Source organism: Lacrimispora sp. (genome assembly GCF_046972725.1).
Classification (GTDB): Bacteria; Bacillota; Clostridia; order Lachnospirales; family Lachnospiraceae; genus Lacrimispora.
In genome coordinates this window covers 588,495-614,566 of the sequence record NZ_JBKVXF010000002.1, presented here as the reverse complement: position 1 = coordinate 614,566, position 26,072 = coordinate 588,495, and the positions used below count along the sequence as shown (strand labels likewise).

General features: G+C 42.8%; 24 protein-coding genes. 5 read left to right on the top strand and 19 right to left on the bottom strand.

Annotation, left to right across the window (positions count from 1 at the left end):
* Window positions 1–7: 7 nt before the first annotated feature.
* On the bottom strand, window positions 8–1,102 hold the full coding sequence (leuB, locus tag ACLTWA_RS11175; protein WP_412327776.1) for a 3-isopropylmalate dehydrogenase: 1,095 nt from the start codon (window positions 1,100–1,102) through the stop codon (window positions 8–10).
* A gap of 305 nt (window positions 1,103–1,407) precedes the next feature.
* Here leuB and ACLTWA_RS11170 point away from each other — a divergent pair, with 305 nt between their 5' ends.
* Both ACLTWA_RS11170 and ACLTWA_RS11165 read left to right on the top strand, forming a co-directional pair.
* Window positions 1,408–2,433, top strand: coding sequence for a LacI family DNA-binding transcriptional regulator (locus ACLTWA_RS11170; RefSeq protein ID WP_412327775.1), 1,026 nt, complete (start codon window positions 1,408–1,410; stop codon window positions 2,431–2,433).
* Window positions 2,434–2,661: 228 nt separating this feature from the next.
* Window positions 2,662–3,975, top strand: a complete 1,314-nt coding sequence (locus tag ACLTWA_RS11165; RefSeq protein WP_412327774.1) for an MFS transporter — start codon at window positions 2,662–2,664, stop codon at window positions 3,973–3,975.
* A 93-nt stretch (window positions 3,976–4,068) separates the two neighbouring features.
* On the opposite strand, the gene ACLTWA_RS11160 is transcribed toward ACLTWA_RS11165, so the two are convergent.
* The 6 genes from ACLTWA_RS11160 to ACLTWA_RS11135 all read right to left on the bottom strand — a co-directional run bounded on the left by ACLTWA_RS11160 (window position 4,069) and on the right by ACLTWA_RS11135 (window position 11,418).
* The gene (locus ACLTWA_RS11160) at window positions 4,069–6,309 is read right to left on the bottom strand and encodes a right-handed parallel beta-helix repeat-containing protein (RefSeq protein WP_412327773.1); all 2,241 of its coding nucleotides are present in this window, start codon (window positions 6,307–6,309) and stop codon (window positions 4,069–4,071) included.
* Window positions 6,310–6,705: 396 nt separating this feature from the next.
* Window positions 6,706–8,109 (bottom strand): FAD-binding oxidoreductase, encoded by a 1,404-nt coding sequence (locus ACLTWA_RS11155; RefSeq protein ID WP_412327772.1) that lies wholly within the window; start codon window positions 8,107–8,109, stop codon window positions 6,706–6,708.
* Between the two features lie 86 nt (window positions 8,110–8,195).
* The gene (locus ACLTWA_RS11150; protein ID WP_412327771.1) at window positions 8,196–9,392 is read right to left on the bottom strand and encodes an electron transfer flavoprotein subunit alpha; all 1,197 of its coding nucleotides are present in this window, start codon (window positions 9,390–9,392) and stop codon (window positions 8,196–8,198) included.
* 13 nt (window positions 9,393–9,405) lie between these two features.
* Window positions 9,406–10,194 carry an electron transfer flavoprotein subunit beta/FixA family protein gene (locus ACLTWA_RS11145; RefSeq protein WP_412327770.1) on the bottom strand — a complete coding sequence of 263 codons (789 nt, stop codon included), beginning with the start codon at window positions 10,192–10,194 and terminating at the stop codon, window positions 9,406–9,408.
* 257 nt (window positions 10,195–10,451) lie between these two features.
* A complete protein-coding gene (locus ACLTWA_RS11140) occupies window positions 10,452–11,159 on the bottom strand; it encodes a FadR/GntR family transcriptional regulator (protein WP_412327769.1) in 708 nt (235 codons plus the stop codon).
* A 40-nt stretch (window positions 11,160–11,199) separates the two neighbouring features.
* Window positions 11,200–11,418 carry a DUF6485 family protein gene (locus ACLTWA_RS11135; protein ID WP_412327768.1) on the bottom strand — a complete coding sequence of 73 codons (219 nt, stop codon included), beginning with the start codon at window positions 11,416–11,418 and terminating at the stop codon, window positions 11,200–11,202.
* Between the two features lie 166 nt (window positions 11,419–11,584).
* Here ACLTWA_RS11135 and ACLTWA_RS11130 point away from each other — a divergent pair, with 166 nt between their 5' ends.
* On the top strand, window positions 11,585–11,758 hold the full coding sequence (locus tag ACLTWA_RS11130) for a hypothetical protein (protein ID WP_412327767.1): 174 nt from the start codon (window positions 11,585–11,587) through the stop codon (window positions 11,756–11,758).
* 185 nt (window positions 11,759–11,943) lie between these two features.
* Here ACLTWA_RS11130 and ACLTWA_RS11125 read toward each other — a convergent pair whose 3' ends face one another.
* The 5 genes from ACLTWA_RS11125 to ACLTWA_RS11105 form a co-directional block, all read right to left on the bottom strand.
* Entirely contained in the window at window positions 11,944–12,288 is a 345-nt protein-coding gene (locus ACLTWA_RS11125) for a hypothetical protein (protein ID WP_412327766.1), read from the bottom strand.
* A gap of 258 nt (window positions 12,289–12,546) precedes the next feature.
* The gene (locus ACLTWA_RS11120; RefSeq protein WP_412327765.1) at window positions 12,547–13,065 is read right to left on the bottom strand and encodes a DUF2318 domain-containing protein; all 519 of its coding nucleotides are present in this window, start codon (window positions 13,063–13,065) and stop codon (window positions 12,547–12,549) included.
* A gap of 165 nt (window positions 13,066–13,230) precedes the next feature.
* Window positions 13,231–15,099, bottom strand: a complete 1,869-nt coding sequence (locus ACLTWA_RS11115; RefSeq protein ID WP_412327764.1) for a sulfite exporter TauE/SafE family protein — start codon at window positions 15,097–15,099, stop codon at window positions 13,231–13,233.
* A gap of 182 nt (window positions 15,100–15,281) precedes the next feature.
* Window positions 15,282–16,064 carry a shikimate kinase gene (locus ACLTWA_RS11110; RefSeq protein ID WP_412327763.1) on the bottom strand — a complete coding sequence of 261 codons (783 nt, stop codon included), beginning with the start codon at window positions 16,062–16,064 and terminating at the stop codon, window positions 15,282–15,284.
* Window positions 16,061–16,429, bottom strand: a complete 369-nt coding sequence (locus ACLTWA_RS11105; protein WP_412327762.1) for a winged helix-turn-helix transcriptional regulator — start codon at window positions 16,427–16,429, stop codon at window positions 16,061–16,063. The genes ACLTWA_RS11110 and ACLTWA_RS11105 overlap by 4 nt, the downstream gene beginning before the upstream one ends.
* 116 nt (window positions 16,430–16,545) lie before the next feature.
* On the opposite strand from ACLTWA_RS11105, the gene ACLTWA_RS11100 reads away from it, so the two are divergent.
* Complete coding sequence (locus tag ACLTWA_RS11100) at window positions 16,546–16,941, top strand: pyridoxamine 5'-phosphate oxidase family protein (protein WP_412327761.1); 396 nt, start codon at window positions 16,546–16,548, stop codon at window positions 16,939–16,941.
* A 108-nt stretch (window positions 16,942–17,049) separates the two neighbouring features.
* Here the strand turns inward: ACLTWA_RS11100 and ACLTWA_RS11095 are convergent, their stop codons facing one another.
* The 7 genes from ACLTWA_RS11095 to ACLTWA_RS11065 form a co-directional block, all read right to left on the bottom strand.
* Window positions 17,050–18,270, bottom strand: a complete 1,221-nt coding sequence (locus ACLTWA_RS11095; RefSeq protein WP_412327760.1) for a DUF438 domain-containing protein — start codon at window positions 18,268–18,270, stop codon at window positions 17,050–17,052.
* Between the two features lie 103 nt (window positions 18,271–18,373).
* Window positions 18,374–18,562, bottom strand: a complete 189-nt coding sequence (locus ACLTWA_RS11090; protein ID WP_394522639.1) for a ferredoxin — start codon at window positions 18,560–18,562, stop codon at window positions 18,374–18,376.
* A gap of 112 nt (window positions 18,563–18,674) precedes the next feature.
* Window positions 18,675–20,306, bottom strand: a complete 1,632-nt coding sequence (gene hcp / locus ACLTWA_RS11085) for a hydroxylamine reductase (RefSeq protein ID WP_412327759.1) — start codon at window positions 20,304–20,306, stop codon at window positions 18,675–18,677.
* A gap of 110 nt (window positions 20,307–20,416) precedes the next feature.
* Window positions 20,417–21,430 carry an anaerobic sulfite reductase subunit AsrA gene (gene asrA / locus ACLTWA_RS11080; protein ID WP_412327758.1) on the bottom strand — a complete coding sequence of 338 codons (1,014 nt, stop codon included), beginning with the start codon at window positions 21,428–21,430 and terminating at the stop codon, window positions 20,417–20,419.
* 107 nt (window positions 21,431–21,537) lie between these two features.
* Window positions 21,538–22,224: a Crp/Fnr family transcriptional regulator gene (locus tag ACLTWA_RS11075; protein WP_412327757.1), complete on the bottom strand. Its 687-nt coding sequence runs from the start codon at window positions 22,222–22,224 to the stop codon at window positions 21,538–21,540.
* Between the two features lie 25 nt (window positions 22,225–22,249).
* A complete protein-coding gene (locus tag ACLTWA_RS11070; RefSeq protein WP_412327756.1) occupies window positions 22,250–23,344 on the bottom strand; it encodes a glycerol dehydrogenase in 1,095 nt (364 codons plus the stop codon).
* Between the two features lie 161 nt (window positions 23,345–23,505).
* On the bottom strand, window positions 23,506–23,970 hold the full coding sequence (locus ACLTWA_RS11065; RefSeq protein ID WP_412327755.1) for a pyridoxamine 5'-phosphate oxidase family protein: 465 nt from the start codon (window positions 23,968–23,970) through the stop codon (window positions 23,506–23,508).
* A 152-nt stretch (window positions 23,971–24,122) separates the two neighbouring features.
* On the opposite strand from ACLTWA_RS11065, the gene ACLTWA_RS11060 reads away from it, so the two are divergent.
* On the top strand, window positions 24,123–26,030 hold the full coding sequence (locus ACLTWA_RS11060) for a diguanylate cyclase (RefSeq protein ID WP_412327754.1): 1,908 nt from the start codon (window positions 24,123–24,125) through the stop codon (window positions 26,028–26,030).
* Window positions 26,031–26,072: the final 42 nt, after the last annotated feature.

The following is a 26,072-nucleotide window of genomic DNA, read 5'->3' as shown; positions in this document are numbered from 1 at the left end:
ATCACTCCTATTCTTTAAATAATTTCATTATTTCTTCTTCAACTAAGGTACCCATTTCCTTTGTACCGACTAAATTTGCCCCGTCTGTGTAAATATCTTTTGTTACGTATTTTGCCTGCAAGACCTGTTGAACCGCTTTTTCAATTATCTGTGCTTCTTTTTCCAATTTAAACGTATGCCGAAACATCAATGCAACGGATAAAATCAGGCCCAGAGGATCGGCAATGTTTTTCCCAATAATTTCATAATTCGTATTATGCAACTGATTTGGCTCATACATTCCTTTCCCGTTTGAGCAGATTGTGCAAGACGGCAGCGTTTCAATCGCTCCAACAATTCCGGCAAGTTCATCTGAAATAATATCACCAAATAAATTAGGCGCAACGATAACATCATAATCAGACGCATGCGCAAGCACATCCAGAGCACAATTATCAATAAATTTATGCTCTAAAGTCAAATCAGGATAGTTTTTTGCTTCTTCACTCATTACAGTCCGCCATAAGACGGAACTGATCAGACCATTTGCCTTATCCAGACTCGTTACCTTGCCTCTTCGCTTTTGAGCTGTTTCAAATGCCCAGCGTGCTGTCTCACGAACAATCTTTTCATTGTAATATTCTTTATCAAAGGCTTCTCGTCCAAAAGCTCCATCGCCCTGATATTTTTCGGAAGGCAATGATCCGCCTGTCACATCACGAATCACTACAATATCCAATCCCTTGGCTAATCCCTGTTCTTTCAAGGGTGAAAGAACCTTCAGTTCCTCCTGGATAAAAACAGGTCTGATATTGACACTCAAACCCAGTTCTCCTCTCAGTCTGAACAGGACTCTTTCCGGCCTTTTTTCAATTGGTGCACTTTTCCATTTTGATCCGCCAATATTACCAAGTAAAATAGCATCGCTTTCTTTACAAATCTGAAAATTATCCTCGGTTAAAGGTTCTCCAAAACGTTCAATGGACACTCCCCCTGCACAACAGGGCAGTAAGGTGAAACTGTGACCAAATAACTGTTCAACTTTTTTCAGAACTTTGATCGCTTCTGCAGTAATTTCCGGTCCTATACCATCTCCCGAAATTACCGCAATTTTTTTCTTCAAAATCAACCACTTCCTTCATCAAATGAGTATTTTTAAGTTTAGTACAACGCTGTACCAATGCAGCTAGATTGTAAATCTAAAAAAGTAGAATGTCAATAATATTCTATTTTTTATTTTTAAACATAACGAAAAAGTTACCCTGATTTTGGTGACCGGTAAAATAATCTACACCAAAAAGCTGGTTGTATGGTATCATAGAGATGCAACTTCTTTCAGACGGAGGGTTGAATCAATCATCGCAATCATGCGGGTTCAGACGCTTTACAAACGGCTGAATCAGAATAAATTATGAAAGGGGAAATTCTATGGTTACATTAAAGGATGTAGCTGCTTTAGCCAATGTATCTTTATCAACAGTTTCTATTATTGTTAATGGAAAAGCGAAAGAACGAAATATATCGTTGGCTACACAAGAAAGAGTTAACCATGCGATCATGCAGCTTGGATATCAGCCGAATGCTGCCGCCAGAAGACTCCGTTATTCTTTAGAAAACAGACCAAGGATTTTATTGTTCTGGCCTTTTGATATTCGTACAAGTATGATTTATTCTTTACTGACAGGTATCAATCAACAATTGGAAAAAATCCAATTTGATTGTGAATTAGTTATTCAAACATACAAAAATGATCATATTGAGCAAAGTTCAAAAGATTTATTAACGAATACTTACAATGGCATTCTTGTGGGCGGTGCCACAACTACAGACATCGAATTCCTGGAAAATCTGAATACGCAGATTCCAATTGTATTAATTAACCGAAATTCAAAAAAATTATCAACTGTTTGTGTCGAAGCGGTTGAAATTGCGAAAGAGGCCGTTTCTCTGCTGCTTCATGAAAATGTTAAGCAAGTCACTATTGTCAGTTCAAAAAGCCACTTTTCTGCTTCTAATCAAAGAACAAAAGAATTTGTCCGCCAATGTAAGGCAGAAAAGATACGCATTTTGCCGGAGAATTTATTAACAGCCCCTAATAGCTACGAAGGGGGTATGGCAGTTGCAGAAGAATATATAAAACTGGAAAATAAAGCAGATACCATCTTTTGTGAATCTGATGTTATTGCTTTAGGTATGATCTATTATTTTAATTTAAAAGGAATCCAGGTTCCTAAGGAGGTTCGGCTGATCTCAATCGGAACCTTAGATGCAGAACAAACACAGTACTGTACTCCATCCATTACTGTCATTAGTGTTCCTTCTGAAAAAATAGCTGGTGCTGCAATTGATATCCTTTCTGAAAAGATATGCTCAAAAAATTCATTGCAGGCAATCCAGAAAATTGTTACACCCGAAATATATATCCGTTCTTCCTTTCCAGTGAAAAGCAACTAGAGAGCAGGGAAAGCGTTCACTTTCACGGCTGAAAGCATATTGACATCAGCCGGTATACAAAGGTATACTATTCCATATAAGAATACGAGGTAACTATCATGATCCTATGCATTGGCTCCGCTCCGTGTAAGGCCTGAAACGGACGAAACTACACGGAGCAGCAAAAGATTCGTCCGCTGGGCTTTGCACATCTTAAATCAATTAAATATGTATTTAAGGAGCAAAGTCATGTTAAAAAACTTAATAAAGACCATCCGAGAACTTCGTTTTTTTCTCATATTATGGATCACACAGTCCTTTTCTTCTCTTGGAAGTGCCGCCACTAATTTTGCACTGGTGATCTGGACCTATGAACAACAGGGATCTGCAGTCACTACTGCTTTATTAGCCATCTGTTCCTACGCGCCCTATGTCCTTTTCAGCGTTTTTGCCGGGACATTAATCGACCGTATAAACAAGAAGGCTGCTATGCTGGTCAGTGACAGTTTTGCCGCGCTTTGCACGATTTGCGTGCTTATCTTATTAACTGCCGGCAGATTAGAGATATGGCATTTATACATCATCAATGCCTTAAACGGGCTTATGAATACAGTACAGCGGCCGGCATCAGAGGTGGCCATCAGCCTGTTGACGCCCCAGAAATACTATCAAAGAGTGAGTGGACTTCGGTACTTTTCCAATTCTTTAAATACCGTTCTTACCCCTGTATTAGCTTCCATCCTTTTGTCTCTGGCCGGTTTAAGAATTGTAATTTTATTCGATCTGTTCTCATTTTTTACGGCATTTTGTGTATTGTTATGTTTTATAAAAATACCAGAAGTAAAACCATCAGAAGGAAGTGAGAATGAGACTATTTTTCAGTCCTCCAAAAGAGGTTTACAGTATCTGAAAGATAATCGGGGAATCCTGGATTTGATCCTTTTTTTGGCTGTCATTAATTTTACTGCTTCCATTTATAATGCCGCATTACCGGCCATGCTGCTATCGCGAATCGAAGGAGGCCGTCTGGCACTTGGCATGGTTAATACAGTTACAGGAATTGCAACCCTTTTTGGAAGCATTCTGGTGACTCTTCTCCCGGAACCAAAGAGCCGGGTAAGGATGATCTGCAACTGCCTTCTCTTTTCCATGAGTGCCGAAAACTTTATTCTTGCTTTTGGCAGGAGTATACCGGTATGGTGTCTGGGGGCTGCTCTTGGCTGGATATTTATTCCGGTTATGGGAGCCAATATGGAAGCTCTCTTACGTTTAACAATACCGGTAAACATACAGGGCCGGGTCTATTCTGTCAGAAATACTCTTCAGTTTTTCACCATCCCCCTTGGCTATTTGTGCGGCGGCCTTTTGGTGGACCGGATTTTTGAACCGTTTATGAAATTTCAGAAGCAGGGAAGTCTGCTGGCCGGCCTTTTCGGGTCGGGAAAAGGGTCGGGGGCTGCATTGCTTTTCTTTGTGATTGGAGTTTTTGGAATCTTATCCTGCCTGCCGTTTCGAATGGATCGTCATATTTGGGCTTTGGAAGAAGGAGATCAGCATTCCTGATTTCCATGTAAAAAGATCAGGTATCCCATATTTACGGGACCTGATCTTTTGGTTCATTTATACATCTCTGATTCTATTTTATCTTTAATTATCTTATTGTTCCACCACCCCGAAATCATCCACATAAACATATGCTGGACCTGACGCTTTGTAAGCATATACCGTGGCACTGGTGCCTTCAGTTCCCGTAGTAAAAGGAACACTTACCATGGTCCATTCTTCACGGTCAGATGTTACGGATACCTCCTCTCCTCCAAAACCACTCACACCAATTTTAATCTGCTCTCCCGGGTCTGCCTTGACCCAGGCAGTACATGTATAGCCGATATCAGGACTCAGGCCTGTAATTACCTGCCTGATACCATCTTCTCCGGTTCCCAGTCTGACACTCTTGGAACAGCTTCTTGATACGGATACGCTTGCAGCAGTACCAGAATGTGTTGGCACCCAGGGGGAAATTACTCCTTTTTCAAAATCAGACTGCCTTACCTTATTCATATACGGTACACTTATTTCCTCAAAAAGGGGATCCGGAGGAGAAGTAAAATTATGCCCTGGAATCCAGTCGGTACCACCGTACTCATACGCACCCATATCCGGTGCCGAACCTACATAGCCACTGGTGATTCCAGATAGTTCAACTCCTGCATTAACAGCCGGAGAACCGGCCTGCAGCCTGAAATTATTTTCTGCTGGATTCACAAACAGGGGATCTACACCTGAAATAATGTTATTTCCTTCTATCGAAGTACCAGGAAGAGAAAAGGCTGTGGTAAAAATATTATTAAAAATTCTGTCCCCATACATATCTGACCGAAAAGCATTTCCCCAATATCCAATAGTTCCGTTACTGAAGGTGGTATTATTATAAATCAGATTAAAATTACTGGGCGTATTTAATCTGATCCCGGTATAATTCCCCCATATCACATTGTGATGTACAATATAGCCCTTGCTTCCATTATCCAGGTAGACGCCGGTACCGGAATAATTCTTTGCCAGATTATCATGGATGTAATTGTGATGAATGACCGTCCCCTGTCCATCCCAGGCAAATTCATAAAGGATTCCGCAGTCTTTTGTCAGCTTTCCTGCATGGTAAAGGTCATTATACTGTATCCGGCTATTTTGAGCTGGCATAAAGATTAAATGACGTCCAGCGTTATATACCGTATTATGACTGATCAGATGGTCTGCTCCCAGCAGATAGATTGCCGGAATGTCCGCCCCAGAATAATCGGCCTCATGGATCAGATTATTAATCACCTTATTCCCGGTTCCCTGTATACTGACCAGATTGCCGGAACTGTAGGTCAAAGTACTGTTTCTAAGCTCATTATTGGTTCCTGACATAAAAATCCCAGTGCTGTATTGTTTGGTAACATCTGAATCATGACTGATATATTCCGCAGTCATTTCAGAAACCTTGCAGAAATTGGAACCGGACATTTTTATGCTGGAGGCAAAGATATTAATTCCGGTAATATTTATGTAAGAACGGGAACTTAAATCAAATGCATACATCCGCTTCTTTGCTTCTACTGTCACTGTATTGGGATTCACACTACCGGGAGCCCATAAATAGAGCCTGCCTGCACCGCTGTCATAATGCCATTCCCCTGCACGGTCAAGCTCCCTTAAGTCACCGGTGATATAATAGCTGTTACCGGCTGATGCTGCAATTCCAATCGGATCAAAGGTTATGGCTCCGGGATTTGAGCCGGTAATAGTACTTTTAAAAGATTTATAGCCTGTTCCTGATACACACCAGACGGACTTGCCGACCCAGTATCCCGGTGCCTGAGTCAGATTCCCGTCTTTTATGGTTGTTGCGGAGCCGGAATCAACGGTTGCAAATGTTGCATTCATGGGGTCAAGTACTTCTGAATTGGGCCATCTTGCTTCCAATTGCATTTGCTTATTTACAAATATCTGATTTTTTGTTCCAAGGGAATCTTCCATAGCTGCATAATAGATGGACCCGGAGTCTTTTACCCAGTCAGTCACCGGATCGGCACCGGATACTGTTACGGTCTCTCCGGTATAAGCCTGAAAGCTTATTGGATTAGCAGAAGTTCCTGATGTATTAAGTGTTACCGTTTCCCGGTATGTACCACCCCGTATGATACACGTATCTCCGGCTGTCATGATATCTGCTGCCTTTTGAATGGTTCTCCATGGATTCGACAGCGTCCCTTTTCCGGTAATGTCATTACCTGTTACAGAAACATAATACACGGCAGCTGCCTTTACCGTTTTTACATCTGCATATAAAACCAATAAATTAATCAACATAATTACAACCAGTAACACACTTACGTTTCGATTTTTCACACGTTTCTCCCTATCATAATACCTTTTTTAGACTGGATTTTTTTTGGGGATTCCAGCACGGTTACTTTATCGGCATGTTTCCGGTTATAATTTAATATTTTATTACCGAATAAGGTTAATTTATCACTTTTTTAACATTTTTTTGTATCACCAATCGCCGCTTACAAAGATACTGGTTTTCCTGTGGCATGACTGCTGCGCCTGTTCCATTGTCTTCTTCGTAATCACAATTTTCCGTATATTGCTAAAAAAAGATCCAGCCATACACTTTCTTAAACGCCATAAAAGACAGGAAAATACGCCTTGACACAGGCTTATAGAGCCACGAATCAAGGCGTATTTCTTTCAATCATTTATAGTAAGACTATTTTGAAAATCTTGTTCAGCCCTTTCTATTTACATCTGGCATACCTTGTGAGGATTTAAAATATTCTTTGGATCAAATGCCCGTTTGATGCCTCTCATGATCTCAACGGTGGCAGGGTCTAAGGATTCCATTAAGTAGGATTTTTTTGCATATCCGATCCCGTGTTCTCCCGATACCTGTCCGTTTAATTCTCTTGCTTTTCCATAGATCTTATCCATGGCCGCTTTCATTTTTTCCTCCCATTCTTTTTCGTTTAAATCATCTTTCAGAATGTATGCATGCAGATTGCCGTCTCCTGCATGGCCAAAGCTTTTAATTCTGATGTCCACTTCTTTATGAAGTCCGTGGATATACTCCACCATCTCATTGACAGAGCTTCTTGGAACAACCACATCAACCTCATCCATATAGGTTGTGGAACCTTTGATCGCCTCTAAGAATGCTCCCCTGGCCTTCCAGATGGATTCTTCTCTCTCGCTGGTATCTGAAATCAAAATATCTACCGCACCCTGCTCCAGACAGATACGGGCTACGCTTTCATAATCCCGTTCTATCTCTTCTGTAGAATTTCCATCAAATTTAAGCAGCAGATAGGCGTCTGCACTGTTGTCAGGAAACTTTTTCCCCAGGTATTTTTCCGCATCAATAATGACTTCCCTTTGCATGAATTCAATGGCAGTTGGTATTGCTCTTGATTTGATGATCAGGGGAACCGTGCCAATGGCCTTTTCCAAGGTCGGAAAGGGAACCAAAAGGCTGATGGCTTTTTTCGGCAGCGGCAGTATCTTTAAAGTGGCTTTTGTAATAATGCCAAGTGTACCTTCCGAACCTATCATCAGGTCCTTCATGGCATAACCCGTACTGTTCTTTACTACCTTACCGCCAAACTCCACCACTTTGCCGTCAGGCAGAACCACTTCCAGACCTCTTACATAGTCTCTGGTAACGCCATACTTTACTGCACGCATTCCCCCGGCATTGGTGCTGATATTGCCTCCGATGGTGGCAGACTTCTCTCCCGGATCCGGAGGATAGAATAATCCCCGTTCCTCTACGTAAGCTGCCAGCTCCATCAACAGCACTCCAGGTTCAACGGTTATGGTCAGATTATCCTCATCAAGCTCCAGGAAACGGTTCATCAAGCTGGTATCCAGCAGAATCCCGTGTTCCATGGCTACGGACGCTCCCACAAGACCGGTTCCGGCTCCTCTTGGAGTTACCGGTATGTTTTTTTCATATGCATATTTCATAATGCCGGAAACTTCTTCCGTGGAAATCGCTTTTACCACCACATCCGGATAACTGGCTGTGTCGCTCAATTCATCATGGCTGTATTCTTCGTTGATTTCAGTTCCATATAAAATCCGTTCTTTCTCCTTAATTACGCTCTGTATGTATTTGATATCCTCTGTGTCAAGTCTTTTATATCCCATATTAACTCCTGTCTGCGTGCCTTCGCCCACTCATTCATCTAATTCCACTCCATTTGCAACAAATATTCAAGAGATATTTATGTCTCTTAAGCACTTACCGGCTTTCCTTGCCTGATCTGGCTGATCAGACCGGGAATGATATCATACAAATCCCCCACCAGACAATAATGGGCAGTTTTGAATATGGGCGCAGATTCATCCTTATTAATGGCAATAATCTGGTCAGAATGGTCCATGCCTGCCGTGAACTGGACAGACCCGGATACGCCGCAGGTAATGATAAGCTTTGGTCTAACGGTCCTGCCGCTTAATCCTACCTGGCATCTGGCATCCAGCCAGCCAGCTTCCACCAGGGGTCTGGTGCAGGCAAGCTGTCCTCCTAATAAATCGGCAAGTTCTTTTAACATAGCCATATCTTCCTCTTTCTTCACACCTCTTCCTGCTACCACTAAAACCTCTGCTCCTTCGATAGACTGTTCCTTTTCCTTGGGAATGATATCAAGTACAGATACCTGGCTCTTTAATCTCTCCAGGCCGAGCTTACAGGAGACAACCTCCCCATGAATTTTTTCTGATCTTTCCGGTGCATCCATGACCTTATAGCGGACGGTTGCCATCTGCGGTCTGTGATTGGGGGTTAGTATCTGAGCCATAATATTTCCGCCGAATGCGGGCCTGATCTGTACCAGATCGGTATTTTCATTGATATCCAGAATGGTACAGTCTGCAGTCAGTCCGGTCTTTAATCTGGCTGCCAGTCTGGGCGCCAGCTGTCTGCCCACAGGAGTGGCTCCAATTAAAATTGCAGAGGGCTTTAGTTTCTGGACAAAATCCTCAAAGGCATTGGTATAGGGTTCCATCTTAAAACGGTCCAGCTCCGGTGCATCATAGGAGAATACCTTATCCACGGGATAGTGGAGAAGCTCCTCACACCGGGACTTAATATTATGGCCCATCATGACCGCGTAGACGGGATGATGAATCTTTTCTGCCAGCTCTCTTGCCTTTCCAAGGAGTTCAAAGGTGACCGGATGGATCACCCCGTCGATATGGTCCACATACACGGCAATTCCTTTCCACTGGCTCTTATCTATGGATTGAACCGCTTCTTCTATGTACTCTACCGCTCCCTTTGGCCCCTTTTTCACGCACAGCTTGCACATTCTGCAGGCTGCATTGATTTGCAGAAGATTGTCCTTTTCCTCCAAGGCCCCAAACGGACATATTCCGATGAGCTCTTTGATATTGCCTACTTTTTCCTGATTGATGACCAATTTCCCCATTTTTTCTACCTCCTCAGGCGAATTTTAATTCTTTCAGTTTATGATACAGCTGGTCGGTCAGCTCTTTTCCATCTCCGCTCCAGGTCTCCCTCCGGGTATTGGACTGAGGAGGAAATATCTTTTGTACCTGAGTTGGGGAACCATTTAAACCGTAATGCTTTTCCTCCCGGTCTTCCATATCTTCCAGAGAAAGGACTTTGATTTCCCGGTCTTTTGTCTCCTGTTTTTTTATGTAAGAAGGGAGTCTGGGAACAAAAATATCTTTATCTACCGCCAGCAGACAGGGATATTTAATTTCTGCAACTTCAAGGTCATGAGTCATATCCATTTCAACAACAAGGGAATGGGCTTTCATTTCTATGATCTTAGATACGTTGGACAGACTGGGAAGTTTCAGCCATTCAGCGACTTCCGGTCCTACCTGGGCAGTATCGCCATCCGTTGTCTGCTTCCCGCAGAGAATCAAATCGAATTCTCCTGACTTTTTAATTCCCTGAGAAATCGTATAGCTGGTTGCAAGGACATCGGCACCTCCGAACTTCCGGTCAGATATTAGAACTCCATGGTCTGCGCCCATGGCAAAAGCTTCCCGGATGACTCCTGCTGCCTGGCCGGGACCCATGGTCAAAGCTGTAATGGTTCCTCCGCATTTCTCTCTGATTCGCAGTGCTGTTTCAAGAGCAAACAAATCATATGGATTCATCTTGGATTCCACACCATTCCTCTTTAATACTCCTGTGACCGGATCCACTTCTACCTTATTGCTGTCCGGCACCTGCTTCAAGCATACTAAAATATTCATGTGATGACTCCCTTTCTTTCCTGTTCAGGATAACGGTATGAATGTCATACCTGTTTGTTTTATGAAACTTTCTTCATAATTGGTAGTACCACTTTAAGCAAAATAATTGCTGCAAAATCCAGTTTCACAGCTTTTTTTACCATTGGGATAAAATGGTAGTACCACTTTTGACTCCATTATAATCCTGCTTATCTCATAAGTCAATAAATGTCTTTTTTTTAACAGCACCTTTGTATGTTTTTACTCATTTTGTATGCTTAATCATTCGTTATCTCTTTACTTCTCAGCTTTTCATCAATAATATCAAAATGTTTGTTAATGGCCTCATATGCCAGTTTCTTATCTCTGGCCATTAAACTTTTAATCATCTCGTTGTGCGCCTCCATCAAGCCTTTTCTGCTGTCTTCCTGACTTAAGATCTCCCGTCTTAAATCAACGATAAACCGGTCAAGAACCTCAGAAAGCGCTTGAAGAATACTGACGATCAACGTATTTTTCGATGCCAGAGCTATGGTATAATGCAGCTTTTTATCCAGAATCACATTATGTTCTTCCGTTTCCTTTTCCAGCTGGGACAGCATACGGTTCAGAGAATGAATCTCTTCGTCACTGATATTGTCAATGGCCAGCAGCAATGCTTCCAGCTCCAAAGCCCTTCGCAGCTGGCTGATCTGGTTATAGTCAATCTGGTTAAGCAGAAACAGCATGGAAAGTGATTCTTCCAGGCTGCTCTCAAATTTCCCAGTCAGGAAATTACCGGCTCCATGCTGGCTTTCAATGATTCCCATATTATCCAGGGTACGGATCGCTTCTCTTACGGAATTCCGGCTGATGCCCAGTATCTCTGATAATTCCCGTTCTGCCGGAAGCTTTCCGCCTATGCTTAATTCCCCATGGCTGATCTGCATTTTAATATAATTTATGACTTTCATATAAGACTTTTCCTGATTTCCAGACTCTTCCATGATTCCCTCCACATGTTTGATGGTCAATGAAATCATTGACTTATGGCTTTTTGGTATCCATATAAAATTTAACAAAACCTTCTATTGTAAAATCATGAAGCTGAGAGGTATCATCATCAATCAGATGAAAAAAACACCCGGGAATCTCTCCCTTATTCAAGTTTTTACGGATACAGGGATCACATCCCAAATCATGATTGCATGGATTTAATTGGCAGGTAGTTTCGGTGCAGGTACAAAAATGTTTTTGATTCGTCATAGCTTTTATTTTCCTCCAATGCTGCCCGGCAGCTTATGTAAGTATGGTTCTGTAACGGATATTATAACAGGCTTATGAAGTTAAGTAAATCAGGGAATGATTGTTCCAGATATTTCCTTTGCTTTTCCGAACATTAGTTCGTATAATGAATTAAGGAGGTGCGTCAATGATGGAAACATGCGGACTTGATCCGGAATTAAACAAATGCCAATACTTTATTAAAGAAAAAAAAGGCTGCAGCCTCAGCAGTCCGGGGTGTGGATTTTTTGAATTATCAGAAAAGAAAGAAAAACCGTTAAACATAAGAGAACCAAAATGGTTTGAAAAGTATTATAAATAAACCGGCATTTTGCTGCAAACCGGAAGATCATAAATATAACGGGCGGGGTAATACTCAAATCCCCGCCTGAAAATTATCTGTTTAATTTTATAACATAATAATATCTTGTGGTATGTTTCTCCCGGGGATTTAATAATTCTTAATCTCTTTATAGTTTTTTTCATCGGCTTGCAATAGCACAAAATTTATGATCTCCGGCGGCAGGAACACAGAGCATCATAGCGCCCCCGCTCATATCCTGTTCTGTAAATCTGCCTGAAAAGATACCAGATCAGATTATTCAAATCATCGTAGTTACTATTCTGCAAAAGACTTTCCAGATTCCTGTATTCTTCCATATTATTATACTCTTCTACATTATTATATTCTTCTGCCTCATTGTACTCTTCTGCATTATTGTATCCTTCATAATCATTATATGAATCGTAACTGTCATATGGATCATAGCTGTCATATGGATCAGTACCATTGTATTCTTCTTCATAGTTTTCATATTCATAACAAGAAGAACCCCAGTTATATTCATCCATTTTCCACACCTCCCTTATATTTATAACTTATTATATGGGGCATAAAGACAAGATGTGATTTTCATGAAGGGGCTGTCATTTTATGTGTCACGGCAGGTTTTTCATCAGGTTTCTTTCCTGTAATGGAAAGGGAAAAAGAAAATACTGAAGCCTGATTTTGAATGGCAGAAACACTCTTTGGTTTCAAGTTTGATTTCAACAGAAAAGGAACTGTTCTAAAGAATGATCACATCTTAAAAACAGTTCCTCCGGTCCTATTTAATAAGCCGTTTTCCAATTTGCAAATATCTGCCTGGACTCTTTAAAGAAATCTGATGGAATGGTAATGGATTCGTCTGTCACCGTCTTATCTTCGTCAAAAATGGGCCATGGATTGCATCCGCCTGATTCCACTTCTACCAAATCCATGGAAAAACGGTTGCCGCAGTTTTGACATACCAGCTGGTCCCCTTCCTGCTTATAAAACCCTCTTCCTGATCCATAACAGATCTGGCAGGTGTTAAAAGCCGTACGGATGGTTCCATCGGGAGCTTTTACTGCAAGCACCTCCATCTGAGTCCCGTCCACGCTTACCGGATAAAACTTTGCTTTTTCACTGATTTCGCTGACCGGAATCACCAGATCTCCGTCTGCATTCTGTGCCTGGCTGACCGGACCGCCGGATTTGGAATCTGCCTTTTCCTTTGGGGAACAGGCCGTAAGCGCTGCCGCTGCAAACATCATGATTAATGCTGTCCGAAGGAAAGCCCCAGTTGTTTTCTTTATTTTCCAATTCATTTTAAAATCCTCCTGATTATAGACCTTACTTTTCACTTTTTGACTTATCCCGCATAAAAAACATGGCTGCCCCAATAAAAAGAACCGGGAGAATACAATGCCAGTGGCTTAATAAAAGTTCCATCAATCAAACTCCTTTCCTGCCGGTTGCCCTGTGTCTTACGGTTACTGACAGCAGGAACCGCCCCCTCCCTGAAATGTAGCATCAGGCCATATCATGGTTTTAAAGTTTTTTATTTCTTCCTTGATTGCATTGATATCCATGGTTTTCATATCATCTACAATCTTTATATAGCCGTAAAAGGCGTTGTCACCTGTGGAAAAATCAAAACTTCCGGCGGGTGTAAAATACAGCAGATTCTCTCCTTTTTCAAGCGGAACCTGTGTTGCAAAATCCGGTACGAGCAAGTTGGTTCCATAATTGTTTTCGGTGGTGCTGTCAATGATATTCCATTCCACATCCACTCCGGATTTCACGACAGCCGCCGCAGGCAAAAATCCATTATCCGTAAGTTCCATGGTGATTTTCTGGATAGGATTCCCATACTCATCCACAGACTCCTCTGCAATGGCAATCTCATCAACAGGTATGGAATAACCGGCAGGTACCGGTTTGTCTGCCGGATCTTTTAAGATACCATCAGAACCGGAATCCGAAGCCTCTCCCTCAATGGGTTCGTCAGTGATGGAAATCGTTCCGCGAATCATTCCCATCCAGCAGGTATAAGACACCTTTCCCGTTTTCTCCGGGTTAAATTCGATGATATTTTCTCCCGTCTGAAAGGTGTGCTCAATGCCAAAATCACGAACAATCATACGGTTGTTGCAGCCGTTAATACTTCCCTGGGGCGCATCGATGATCCATTTGACCGGAATCCCGGCCTGTACTTTGATGTTGGGGTATCTTCCCGGTGACAGGGTGCTCCTTATTACCTGTACGCCATCCTCAATCTTCCAGTCCGCCGTATTGGCCTGCTTCTCCCCACTGCCTGTGCTTCCGTAAGAAACCAGGTTTGGAACAGAAACACCGGAAAGACTAAGTCCCTGAGATACCATGGACATGCCAAGAACCACTACTAAAACCGCTCCTGCCGTCATGATCCTTCCGGCAAACTTCTTTCCAAGAACCGTGGACAGCGCACCAAGGCCAAACATGAGGGGGACTGTACCAAGACTGAATATAAACATGGAAAGTGCTCCGGAAAACGGATTGCCGGTTGACAACGCATAGATCTGCATGGCCTGCAAGGGACCGCAGGGCATAAAACCGTTTAACAGTCCCACGATGAACGGACTGCTGCTTTTTGACTTTTCTTTATGGACTCTTCTGGCAATAAACGCCGGCATTCTTGGATTCAGCCTGCGAAGCCAGGGAAAGATTCCAAGCATGTTGATTCCCATAATGACCATAAAAAAACCGGCAGCAAGCTTAAGTACTCCCTGAAGCGAGGTGGAAAAGGTAAAGGCAGAACCCAGGGCTCCTACGAAAAACCCTACCGCGGTATAGGACACAACCCGTCCCAGGTTATATAGGAACGTCGGTCTTAAAGAAGAAAAACGTCCTCCTTTTAAGGTCTCTTCCCGGTTTACCGGAATACACTGGGATAAATTGATTCCTCCGCACATTGCCACACAATGAACCGAGGTGATCAGTCCAATGACAAAGAGCATCCCATAGCTCATGGATTCATCAGCCAGCTGCCCGGGAGAGAGCAGATTCAAAAGTCCGGTCTGCTGGATCAGCATATACAAAGCCACAATGATAAGCAGTATGCCTGTCACACGGCTTCCATCCATTCCCTGTTTCTCCTGATCCGTAAGGACCTTATAATCCAGGTGTTCAATAATTCCGGCAATGCTCTGATAAGAAATAATATCCGTATCATAGGTTACGCTGGAGGTTCCTTCGTTATAGCTTACTTCTGCGCTTACAATGCCAGCCGTATTCCGCAGTTTTTTTTCAATTTTATTCTGGCAGCTGATACACGTCATGCCGCCGATACGCAATACCTTGGTTTTCACCGTAGATCCCATCACGCATCCTCCTTTACTGTTTCTGTAGAGAACAATAGCAGAACCATTTGTAGAAGTTGTGTAGATGAGAATTTTTTACCGGTTGATTTGTGAATTTTCAGTGTCCCAGTTTATCATTTGAAATAAAAAAAGACTGCCTGGAACGCAGCCTTCTTTTCAAGGAATATTTAATTAACAGGTATTTATCGTTCCAGCCGGATAAGTGCTTTCAGCAGTTCCTCACAGATCTGTTCCACACTCTTATGATCGGTTTCTATCATCACATCCGCAGCCTTCCGGTAAAGCTCTGCACGCTTTTCCATCAGCTCTTTGATGAATGCCACGTTCATATTGCCATTTAAAATAGGGCGTTCATCACTGCCCTTTACCCGTTCCAGGACGGTCTCCGGAGAAGCCGTTAAAAGGACGATGCAGCTGGTCTTCTTTAGGTTTGCAACATTCTCCTCACGAACTACCGCTCCGCCCCCACAGGAAATAATGGTCTGACGGAGGCTTTGGAGTTTAATAATTGCCTTGCTTTCACAGTCTCTGAAATACTCTTCCCCAAACTGGGCAAAGATGTCCTTAATGGGCATGTTCTGATCCTTGACAATCACAGAATCCACATCCACTTCATCCATGGCCAGTTTATGCTTTAAGTACCTGGATACCGTGCTTTTTCCCGCACCCATAAAGCCAATTAAGGCAATATTAAAATCAAAAAGGTTCCTGCTCTTCACCCGTTTTCCAGCCATCTCGATCTGTTGAAACACGCTTTGAAGCTCTTCCCCGTAAGGGTTATCACCAATGGCTGAAACCAGCTTTTTAAACCCCACCTTATCCTGTTCCGGCTGAAGGACCGGCAGATCAAAGGCTTTTATATTCTCTGTAAGTTCTTCCACATAACCAAAACGCTTCTTTAAAAGTTTCAAAATCTCCTGGTCACAAAGCTCCAGATCTTTATTTATCTCACTTCTTTCTCTCATGTTGTTTCTCCGTCTATGTATTTGCCTGTATTTTTATTTTTCACAAACTCCAGATAATCGTTGCCCCATTCACCAAGCGCTGTGATCACGGACTCAAATTTCTTACCGATCTCACTTAAAGAATACTCCACCTTTGGAGGAATCTGAGAATACTCACGTCTGATAATCAGGCCTTCCTCCTCCAGTGTCTTTAACTGCCTGGATAAGGTTGTATGGGTAATATCCTCAGGCATCTTACGCTGTAATTCGTTAAACCTTACGGGCCCTTCCTGTAACAGGTACAGCAGATAAATGGACCATTTACCGGAGAGAACCTTTTGAGAGGTAACATAAGGACATATACCAAACAAATCTCTTTTTGCCATATCAGTATCCTCCTTGATACCAGGTATCATAAAATATCGTAGTTTACAAATAGTATCTATGCTATATAATAATCTCATGGGCATTATAACATAAAAAAAAGAGAGGAGCAACAATAATGAAAGAAGTTCTGGATTACTTAAAAGCATGCGGTACGTTTTATTTAGCAACCAACGAAGGGGACCAGCCACGGGTACGTCCTTTTGGTGCAGTCTGCGAATTTGAAGGAAAACTTTATATCACTACCAATAACAAAAAGAATGTGTTCGCTCAGATGAAGAAAAATCCTAAAGTGGAAATCTCCGCAATGAACAAAGGCACCTGGATCCGGCTGGAGGCAGAAGCGGTACATGATGACCGCAGAGAAGCCCGTGAAGCCATGATGGAAGATAACAAAGCCGTTCTCAGCAAAATGTATTCTGTTGATGATGGAATCTTCGAGGTCCTCTACCTTAAGAATGCGACAGCAACGATCTGCTCGTTTACCGGTGAACCAAAAGTCATCAAGTTTTAATTCTCTGACTGGCAGAAGCCAAAGATTCCTTTCTGTCAGTTAAAAACATATGAAAAAACGGCCGGAGCATATTTACTCACGGCCGAAAGTTTACCATATCTCTGGTTCTTATTCTGATAACAGACGTTTTTCTCCTGTAATTTCCTGAATGGCTTTAATGTCCTGCGTCACCTCTAACACGCCAAGATACTCTCCCGCTTCGCTTCTTACGGCAAAATATCGGATCAAAATATATTTTCCAGGCATCTTGATCCAGAAATCCTCATGGTCTTTCACACCATTTTTAAAATCTTCCACAATCTTTTCGACAACATGAACGCTTGCCGGCGGATGACAATTCGATACATTTCTACCAAGAATGGTTCTGGTCCTTTTAAATGCCCGTTCTTTTCCTTCGGAAAAATATTTCACCACATCATCCTTATTTACAAAGGTGATATCAAAGGGAAGGGTATTGAGCATAGCAGTCAGTTCTTCTGCACTCCATTCTCCCGATGGAACGGTGATCATTCCTTCCTGGTTCTTCTTCTCAGACAGTACCGGTTCTTCCCTTTTTTCCGAAAGGTCCGGATTCCAGAGGGGAACATGGTCGATCATAAATCCGATCTCCCGGCTTTCCTCTGCAATGGTTTTCCATTCTTCCTGGGTAAGCTGTTCCAAAAGCATGGGGATCATGATATTTTCTTCTTTGAAGATCATTTCCCCGATCTTATCCAGCACTTCTTCTGTCTTCTCTACCAGAAGTTCATTCTTCTCTGCCCGTTCAAGAAGCATGGCCCTTACTTCTTTTACCTGGTCTCTGATCTCATCATCCACTCCCCACATGACCTTTGGAGGGGCTGTAATTCCGTATTTCTCCATATAGGGAAACAGCAGATTCTCTTTTTTCTGGTAATGAATGGCTAAATCCTTTAACTTGTCCATTCCCTCCATAAGTTTTTTAAATTCTTCCTGATCATCTAGCTTTGTCAATGACAGGAAGGGGCGGATCTCTCGATCTATAATATGGGAGATTTTTTTATTCTCTCTGACCAGGACATTCACCGGATGCCCGGGAATCAGAGATGGGTCTGCGGGCTGATGGATCTCCTCGATAGAGCCTTTAAATACAGCAGCATGGACATCGCAGAGCTTTTGTACCTCTTCCACCGGAAGGCCGTCTGCAATCAGTGCTGATTCTGCTGCAGAGATTTCAGAAGCGGAAACGCCCTGAAATGCTTCCTCAAACTGAGCCTTTACTTCCTCTACCGTTTTTCCTTCGTGAAGCTTTTTAATGATCTCTTTTATGGTCTTTTGTCTCATTTCACGATTGTTAATAAATTCGCTCATATAATTCCTCCTTTTTTGCATATTCCTGCAGCAAACCAACCCTTTTCCGGCAAAAACGCCTCTTTCTGCTTGCATTGTTCATTCAGAAAGAGGCGCTGGTGTCTTATTCTACTGTAATTACTGCAACAGGACAGCCATCCTGTGCTTCCACTGCTGATTCCTCGGCAGAAGCTGGTACCTCATCTACATATGCTTCCGCCGGTCCGTCATCTCCCATACGGAAAACTTCCGGACAAGTGGAGGCACACAATCCGCATTCAATACATCCATCTCTATCTACCGTTGCTTTCATATCAATAACTCCTTTCTCATGTTCGGGGACAAAGAATCGTCTTACATTCCCGTGACCCAGTATCCTTTTTTATTGTCGGTAATTTATTGACAATTTATCCATATATTTTTAATTAAGCGTTCATAAAATAAGCAATATCATCTTCTACGGTTCCAATGCCTGCAATACCGAAGGTATCTACAAGGACTTTTGCCACATTCGGAGATAAAAATCCTGGCAGCGTAGGTCCTAAGTGGATGTTCTTCACACCTAAGTAAAGAAGTGCAAGAAGTACGATGACCGCCTTCTGCTCATACCATGCGATGTTGTAAGCGATGGGAAGTTTATTGATATCGTCAAGACCAAATACTTCCTTTAACTTTAAAGCAATAACTGCCAGGGAATAGGAATCGTTGCACTGTCCGGCATCAAGGACTCTTGGGATTCCGCCGATATCACCAAGCTCCAGCTTGTTGTATCTGTACTTTGCACAGCCGGCAGTTAATATAATGGTATCCTTTGGGATCTGCTTTGCAAATTCTGTATAATAATTTCTGGAATTCATTCTGCCGTCACAGCCAGCCATTACAAAGAACTTTTTAATGGCACCGGATTTCACTCCTTCCACCACTTTGTCAGCCAGTGCGATTACCTGATTATGGGCAAAACCGCCTACAATGCTGCCTGTCTCAATTTCCTCCGGAGCCGGAAGTTTCTTTGCAAGCTCAATGATGGCGGAAAAGTCTTTCTTACCATTTTCATCTGCAGAAATATGGGGACAATCCGGAAATCCTGCCGCACCGGTAGTAAAGATTCTGTCTGCCACCTCAGGAGTCTTTGGAGGAACGATACAGTTTGTGGTAAAGAGGATCGGTCCGTGGAAGGATTCAAACTCTCCCACCTGCATCCACCAGGAGTTTCCATAGTTTCCTACAAAATGGCTGTATTTCTTAAACGCCGGATAATAGTGCGCAGGAAGCATTTCGCCGTGAGTATAAACATCCACACCGGTTCCTTTCGTCTGCTCCAAAAGCTGCTCCATATCCGCAAGATCATGGCCGGAAATTAAAATCGCTGGATTCTTTCTGACTCCGATATTAACCGAGGTGATCTCCGGATTGCCGTAACGGGATGTATTGGCTTCATCGAGAAGTGCCATGGCAGTTACGCCCAGTTCTCCTGTCTTTAAAGTCAAAGCCACAAGATCATCTGCAGTTAAATGGTCATCAAGAGTAGATGCCAATCCTTCATATATGAAAGAATAGATGGAAGTATCTTCTTTTCCAAGGTTTAAAGCATGCTCCGTATATGCAGCCATTCCCTTGATTCCGTAGATAATAAGCTCTCTTAAGGAACGGACATCTTCATTATCCGTGGAAAGAACTCCTACCATGGATGCCTTCTGCAGCATGGAACTTCTGGAATCCACTGTAAATACTGCTGCATCCTCCACGCCCTCATAACCGGTTTTCTTTGCAAGCTCATCTCTGATAACAAGCATTTTCCGGATCTGCTTTTCGATGGCATCTGCATCAAAATTCGCATTAGTGATGGTAATAAACAAACTTGTCAATACTTCATGATTCACTTCTTCAATTTCTGCCGCATTTACTTTTGTCTTTACCACAATTTCGGAAATCCCCTTTGTTATGTAAACAAGGAGATCCTGAAGTTTTGCAACTTCTTCATTCTTGCCGCAAACTCCCTTGACCGTACAGCCTGTGTTCTTTGCTGTCTCCTGACACTGATAACAAAACATGCTCATATTCTATTCCTCCTGTAAAAAATGGTTTTTACTTCTTTTTTTAGAATATCATGGAAGAAGCCAGAAGTATGTTGTTATAACAACGTGATCCAGGAAACAGCCGTCTCCAGCTATGATTTTTCTGCTACCTCCTTCATCCCTGCTTCCAGCCTGTTGACACAGTCTGAGAAAGAGATATACTCAGGGCAAATATCATCACACCGACCGCATCCCACACACATATGGTACCCGGCCCGTTTTTTAAAAGTCAAAAACTTATGAAGCACCCGAACTCTCATACGGTCCCCATTCTTCCGGCTGCCTTTGCCTCCGGTAGCCTGTGTATCCCCTTCCACCATACAGGAGGACCAGATCCTTCTTCGTTCCCCCGCCTTGTCATTATCACTGTATTTAATATCCTGCATGGTAAAACAGGTACAGGTGGGACATACAAAATTGCAGCTTCCGCAGCCAATGCAGCGGCTGTCATACTCTCTCCACAGGCTGCTGCCTGAAATTCTCTGGTCAATTCCTTCCGGAATCTTTACTCTCACAGAAGTTTCCGTTACATAGGCGGGAACTACCTCTTTTTCTTTTACACAAAGCCTGCAAAGAAGGCCATCCCAGGCTTCATTTTTACAATCCACCCGATAAACATCTCCTGCAGAATCTACGCTTAAATCATAATCCTTACAGACATTGGTGCCTGTGTCCACGCAGAAGCCATTGGAACACGGTTCTTCACAGCCCATAAGAACGAACTTCACCCGATTTCTGATCTTTCGGTAAAAAGAATCTGCAGGACCGTTATGCAGAAACATCTCATCCAGCCGCTTTACTCCATGCAGGTCGCAGCTCCTTAAAAAGATCATTGCTCCCTTCTTCGGCCCAGCTGCTTCTTTTACGGAATCCTCAGTATAGTAAGATAAAACTTCCGAAATGGGCACCAGCACTTCCTTAAAGGAAAATTCAGACTTCTGATCGAACACAATCTCATCAACTTCCGTCACTTCACCGTACCGGATACAATCCGTATCAGAGAACCTTCCTCCGTTTATGAAACGTCTGGGACCATAGATGGCATAATCCTTTGCCCATTCCTCCATGGCCTCGTTTAACCCCCTGCCAGTCAGCTCATAACCCATTTTTCCACCTCTTTCTTTTGGTAAGACAACATACCGCACCAGTATACTAAAAAAAGCAATTCTCTAATGTTGCAGCCGCAACATAAAGAATTGCTTTTTTCCTGATTCTATTTGGAAAATGGTTTTAAGATTTTAAACGTATTCTTATCAAAATCAATCAGCCCCTCTGACTTCATCAGATTCAGTTCTCTGGTCAGGGCACTCCGGTCCGCACACAGGTATTCAGACAATTCCACCCTTCCCATGGTAATGGTAAAGTACCTGCTGTTATTCCTCTGCGCCTCAATGGTCAAAAAGCAGATGATCTTTTCCCGAAGGGTCTTTTTCGTAATAATCTCCAGCTTTTCCATGAGCTTCACACTTTTATCTGCAATTAATGTCACCATGTTCTCGATCAGTCTGTGATGGAACAAGCAGGAATTGCTGCAGGAGTGCATCACACGTTCAAAAGGCAGATACAGTATCTTTGCGTCTTTTCCGGCTACAAAGGTTACCGTTGCCGCCATGGTATTGCCGCAAGCAAACAGTTCGCCAAACAGGGCCTTTTCTTCCATGAGCGCAAGAAGAGTTTTATTGCCCCATAAATCTTCCTTTATCATCTTTACGGAACCTTTCAGGATTACACCCACACACTTTACGGTTTCCTCCGATAAAACGATAATTTCGCCTTTTTTATAGGTTTTGATATAACTCCCCAGGCATTGGAACACGGAGAGCAGATCTTCACTGCTGATTCCTGCAAACAGAGGGATTTGACTGTATTCCTTCCAATGGTCTTTTATTAAATCATTCATATCTCATATCCCTCTTTTTACGAATCTATCTCTGGTTTAAGTATTCCTGTCCCAGAACATCAGCGGTAATCAGGGCATCGTATAACTGCTTTGGAGTCACATCACCGATCATGTTATGGATACTTTCGCCTTCGGCGCATGCATTCTCAGCTGCGATCCGGACTCTTTCTTTATCTGTAACACCGATTTCCTTTAAGGTCACCGGCAGTCCCACACTGGCGCAGAATTCCAGCACCTGATAGAATTCTTCCTTTGGTGCATCCTCGAGCACCAGCTGGGCAATGGTGCCAAAAGCTACTACAGAACCATGCATGGTATCTTCACACTCTTTCAGAGAAGTAAATCCATTGTAAACGGAATGGGAAACAGCAAGTCCGCCGTTATCGGCTCCAACACCGCTCAAATATGTATTGGCCTCAATGATGGCTTCCAGTGCAGGCGTCACCACTTTGTTCTCACAGGCTTTCAATGCCTTGTATCCGTCCTCCAGCAAAGTCTCATAGCACAATCTGCATAATGCCATGGCAGATTTTGTTATTCCGCCGTTTTCAAGGCTTGGTGCCTTGGCTTTTTCACAGGCCCTGGCTTCAAAGTAAGTACCAAGGGCATCTCCCATGCCTGCCACCAGGAATTTTACCGGTGCATTGGCAATAATATCTGAATCCACAATCACTGCATCCGGATTCTTCGGATAGAATATATAATTAGAAAAGCTTCCGTCATTGTTATAAATAACGGATAATCCGGTACAAGGCGCATCGGTCGCAACAACCGTAGGAATCACAACAACCGGAAGGTTCTCATAATGAGCCGTTGCCTTTGCTGTATCAATGGCGGAACCGCCGCCAACTGCAGCCACACAGTCAATGCCGTGTTCCTTTACCATTGCCCGCATTCGTTCCACTTCACCGATGGAACTGATTCCGCCGAAGATTTCAAAGCGGAGGATAGCATCTGACCCTTCAAAGCTTTTTTCAATTTTTTCATGACAGCTTTTATAACCGCTGTTGCTGCAGATAAACAAAAAAGATTTCCCCAGATTTTTTATTTCTTCATAGACGTGAAGCAGTGCCCCCTGACCCTGAACATATTTAAGCGGTGTTCTCATTAGTTTTAACATAACAGACTCCTCTCTCCATTTGATAAATTTTTTCTATTTCCTAAGACAAATATACTCTTTCCTTATAGAAATGTCAATAATTTAACAAAGTATAAAATCCGGTACAAATGCACCCGGACCCACCACCGGATCCCGGACGGAGAGAGACGGTTATTCTGACTTTATGCCCTGGCCTTTCCGGTCATATGATCTATTTTGATTTTATAGACTTTTGTTTTATCGGCAGCATTTTGAATATATAGCCTTCCCTTTTCCAGAAATTCAGGGGAGTATTTTAACAGTATTTCCATAAGGATTTCTTCTTTTTCTTCTCCGTCTGTTTCTAAAGCTTCCCCGAATGCCACAACGCTTTCATAGTTAGTGGTGAACTTGTCCGGCAGCACGCAGGTCTGCCCCACCACACAAAAAGACACCCTGGGATTTTCCCGAAGGTTCTCCAGTTTATGGCCTTCCGTTGCGCAATGAAAATAAATGGCTCCTTTTGTATATACATAGCTTAAAGGCACTCCATAAGGCTGTCCGCCTGCATCTGCAGTTGATAAAACGCCGTAAGCCTGGTCCTTCAGCACTTTGATCATCTTTTCTTCTTCCATTATTCTGTCTTTTCTTCTGATTTCCCGAATCATATTCTCTCTCCTGTTCTTTATTATCCGTGGTTTCTGTTTTGCTTATATTTTTTCCATCATACACGTTAAGAAGTAAATTATCAACCAGAGATTGCTTTTTAAATTAAAACATATTAATATTAATCTATACATCTATTGTCGAAGGAGGTACCATGACTCTTGATATTGTCACACTGTCAATTGCACTTTTCTTTATCAGCTCCATTCAGGCAATCGTTATGCTGTTCCTATTCCGGATCATTCAAAATTATCCTGGCATGTATTATCTGCTGGCCAGTTGTTTATTTTCTGCACTCAGCGGACTGATTTTTGCGGTTTGCACTTCCCTGATGTACAAAGATCTGGCAATCCTGGGTTCCAACATTTTTTCCTTTCTGGCTGTGACTGCACTGAATATAGGATTTACAAAATTTCTCGGCCTGCAGATGAAAAAAAGAAAACTATTTATACTGATTGTACTTTTACTTACCGGATTATCTGCATTCTCTCTGGAACATGACAATATCAGCTGCCGGATCATCCTATATTCAGTGCTGATTGCCACACTTTCCTTTCTGAATACTGATATATTATTCCATCATAAGGTCGATTCGGTCCGTCCGGCCACCCGCATGGTGGCTTTTATTCATATGCTCTTTGGCCTGTTTTTTGCCCTACGCGCTCTGTTTACTCTTTTCTGCCAAACAACTGCCTTAATGATTCCCATCCTGTTTCAGCTTATGGCATTTTTTATATCCATTGCCGGAATCCTTATATGGTCCTGCTGCTTTATCATCATGGCAGTGCAAAGAGAACGCTCTGAAAAGGAACAGGCCAATGAAAGGTTCCGCCAGATCTTTGAAACCATACCGGATACTGTGTTCATATCCAGCATGGAAACCGGAGAAATCCTGGAAGTCAATGAAAAATATACGGAAGAAACCGGCTATACCAGAGAAGAGACCATCGGCAAAACTCCTTTAGAATTAAAGCTTTGGAGTAATACCAAAGAACGGGAGCGGTTCGTTGACTTAATCCGGAAACAGGGATTTTGTAAAAATACAGAAATCCGCGTCGTTGCAAAAAACGGCAGAAAGATCTCTGCCCTTATTTCCTCCAGCCTTATGAAAATGAACCATAATACCTATATTATCAGCGTTATACGCAATATTTCCCATAACAAAGAGCTGGCTAAAAAGTTAAATACCAGTGAAGAGACCTTTAAGGCCATCATGGAACAAAGTCCGGTTTCTTTTATGCTGACCGATATCAACGGCAATATTGAATACGTCAACCAGAAATTCTTAGAGCTCACCGGCTACAGGGAAGAGGAGGTCATCGGGCAAAATCCAAGAATATTAAAATCAGGATTCCAGACCAAAAGATTCTATCAGACACTTTGGGCAACCATTACTTCCGGGAGACAATGGACCGGAGACATCCGTAACAAAAAGAAGAACGGCGAAATCATGTGGGAGCACATCTGCCTTACCCCCATACTTGATGAAGATGGTTCCATTATGAGGTTTCTTGCCGTTCAGGAGGATATTTCCCGCCGGAAGCTCATGGAGGATGAATTGAGAATTCAGGCCAGAACGGACATGCTGACCGGAGTGATGAACCGGAGATACTTCATGGAGAATGCAGAAAAAAGGCTTTTAAAAACCAGAACAGACCACGAGATTGCAGCATTTTTAATGATCGATATTGACCGGTTTAAGGATATCAATGACTCTTTCGGCCACAATATGGGAGACAAGGCCATTCGAATCGTAGCTTCCCAATGCCAGAAGATGCTTAAAAAGGGAGATTTGTTCGGACGAATCGGCGGTGAAGAATTCGGAGCCCTGATCTTTAGCAGCGATCAGGAGGATTATTATCAGATTGCCGACACCATCCGCTATGGTGTGGAAATCATTGACTTTCTCTATGAACAGGAGGAGAAAATCCCCTTGCGGATCAGCATCGGCCTGACGGTTTACCGGCCGGGCGAGGATACTTTGGAGACATTGATGCACCGGGCGGACGTTGCCCTTTACCAGGCAAAAAAAGATGGCCGTAACCGGGTTGTCCTGATCTAAACAGCCACAGCCGCAGACTGACATTTCAAGCTGCCAGTCTGC

What these genes read in the sequence shown, in the direction of transcription:
- ACLTWA_RS11170 (WP_412327775.1), top strand. Translation starts at nt 1,408, where the DNA reads ATGGTTACATTAAAGGATGTAGCTGCTTTAGCCAATGTATCTTTATCA.
- ACLTWA_RS11165 (WP_412327774.1), top strand. Translation starts at nt 2,662, where the DNA reads ATGTTAAAAAACTTAATAAAGACCATCCGAGAACTTCGTTTTTTTCTC.
- ACLTWA_RS11155 (WP_412327772.1), bottom strand. Translation starts at nt 8,109, where the DNA reads ATGGGATATAAAAGACTTGACACAGAGGATATCAAATACATACAGAGC.
- ACLTWA_RS11150 (WP_412327771.1), bottom strand. Translation starts at nt 9,392, where the DNA reads ATGGGGAAATTGGTCATCAATCAGGAAAAAGTAGGCAATATCAAAGAG.
- ACLTWA_RS11145 (WP_412327770.1), bottom strand. Translation starts at nt 10,194, where the DNA reads ATGAATATTTTAGTATGCTTGAAGCAGGTGCCGGACAGCAATAAGGTA.
- ACLTWA_RS11140 (WP_412327769.1), bottom strand. Translation starts at nt 11,159, where the DNA reads ATGGAAGAGTCTGGAAATCAGGAAAAGTCTTATATGAAAGTCATAAAT.
- ACLTWA_RS11135 (WP_412327768.1), bottom strand. Translation starts at nt 11,418, where the DNA reads ATGACGAATCAAAAACATTTTTGTACCTGCACCGAAACTACCTGCCAA.
- ACLTWA_RS11130 (WP_412327767.1), top strand. Translation starts at nt 11,585, where the DNA reads ATGATGGAAACATGCGGACTTGATCCGGAATTAAACAAATGCCAATAC.
- ACLTWA_RS11125 (WP_412327766.1), bottom strand. Translation starts at nt 12,288, where the DNA reads ATGGATGAATATAACTGGGGTTCTTCTTGTTATGAATATGAAAACTAT.
- ACLTWA_RS11120 (WP_412327765.1), bottom strand. Translation starts at nt 13,065, where the DNA reads ATGAATTGGAAAATAAAGAAAACAACTGGGGCTTTCCTTCGGACAGCA.
- ACLTWA_RS11115 (WP_412327764.1), bottom strand. Translation starts at nt 15,099, where the DNA reads ATGGGATCTACGGTGAAAACCAAGGTATTGCGTATCGGCGGCATGACG.
- ACLTWA_RS11110 (WP_412327763.1), bottom strand. Translation starts at nt 16,064, where the DNA reads ATGAGAGAAAGAAGTGAGATAAATAAAGATCTGGAGCTTTGTGACCAG.
- ACLTWA_RS11105 (WP_412327762.1), bottom strand. Translation starts at nt 16,429, where the DNA reads ATGGCAAAAAGAGATTTGTTTGGTATATGTCCTTATGTTACCTCTCAA.
- ACLTWA_RS11100 (WP_412327761.1), top strand. Translation starts at nt 16,546, where the DNA reads ATGAAAGAAGTTCTGGATTACTTAAAAGCATGCGGTACGTTTTATTTA.
- ACLTWA_RS11095 (WP_412327760.1), bottom strand. Translation starts at nt 18,270, where the DNA reads ATGAGCGAATTTATTAACAATCGTGAAATGAGACAAAAGACCATAAAA.
- ACLTWA_RS11090 (WP_394522639.1), bottom strand. Translation starts at nt 18,562, where the DNA reads ATGAAAGCAACGGTAGATAGAGATGGATGTATTGAATGCGGATTGTGT.
- hcp (WP_412327759.1), bottom strand. Translation starts at nt 20,306, where the DNA reads ATGAGCATGTTTTGTTATCAGTGTCAGGAGACAGCAAAGAACACAGGC.
- asrA (WP_412327758.1), bottom strand. Translation starts at nt 21,430, where the DNA reads ATGGGTTATGAGCTGACTGGCAGGGGGTTAAACGAGGCCATGGAGGAA.
- ACLTWA_RS11075 (WP_412327757.1), bottom strand. Translation starts at nt 22,224, where the DNA reads ATGAATGATTTAATAAAAGACCATTGGAAGGAATACAGTCAAATCCCT.
- ACLTWA_RS11070 (WP_412327756.1), bottom strand. Translation starts at nt 23,344, where the DNA reads ATGTTAAAACTAATGAGAACACCGCTTAAATATGTTCAGGGTCAGGGG.
- ACLTWA_RS11065 (WP_412327755.1), bottom strand. Translation starts at nt 23,970, where the DNA reads ATGATTCGGGAAATCAGAAGAAAAGACAGAATAATGGAAGAAGAAAAG.
- ACLTWA_RS11060 (WP_412327754.1), top strand. Translation starts at nt 24,123, where the DNA reads ATGACTCTTGATATTGTCACACTGTCAATTGCACTTTTCTTTATCAGC.